1 protein-coding gene is annotated in these 707 nt (G+C 56.2%); it reads left to right on the forward strand.

Translation table 11 applies throughout. The features are described 5' to 3' along the window. Positions 1 to 487: glycine--tRNA ligase subunit alpha (locus C8024_RS05340; RefSeq protein WP_173203322.1), on the forward strand; the 487-nt coding region annotated here is incomplete at its 5' end. Positions 488 to 707: the final 220 nt, after the last annotated feature.

Genomic DNA, 707 nt, shown 5'->3' on the forward strand with positions numbered 1-707 from the left:
GGGCCTCGGCTGGGAAGTCTGGTGCGACGGCATGGAAGTCACCCAGTTCACCTATTTTCAGCAAATGGGCGGATTCGACTGCAAGCCGGTGGCCGGCGAACTGACCTACGGGCTGGAACGGCTGGCCATGTACATCCAGGGCGTGGATAGCATCTATGATCTGGATTATAACGGTAACGGAATGACTTACGGCGATGTCTTCCTGGAAAATGAGAAGCAGATGTCGGAGTGGAATTTCGAAGTCGCCAATACTGATAGCCTGTTCGACCTGTTCAACAAGGCGGCGGCCGAGTGCGAAAACTGTCTCGACCGGAAATTGCCGATTCCCGCTTATGAGCAGGCGATCAAGGCGAGCCATGTGTTCAACCTGCTGCAGGCGCGCGGCGTGATCAGCGTCCAGGAACGAGCCAGCTATATGGGCCGGGTCCGGGATCTGGCGAAGGGCAGTTGTGAAGCCTATATGAAGAAAAACGGGTGGGCGGCGTGATGATCCATCAATATCGTCATCCTGAACTTGTTTCAGGACCCCTTGAGATTGCGCGCTTGCCGCACGAGATCCTGAAACAAGTTCAGGATGACGAGTGTCAGGGAGGAAAATAGATGACCGATTTCCTTCTCGAATTGCTCTCCGAAGAAATCCCCGCCCGCATGCAGGCCAAGGCCCGCGCGGACCTCGAACGGCTGTTCACCGCGCAAATGGCGGAAGC

It is taken from the genome of Sphingopyxis sp. BSNA05 (assembly GCF_013265645.1).
Classification (GTDB): domain Bacteria; phylum Pseudomonadota; class Alphaproteobacteria; order Sphingomonadales; family Sphingomonadaceae; genus Parasphingorhabdus.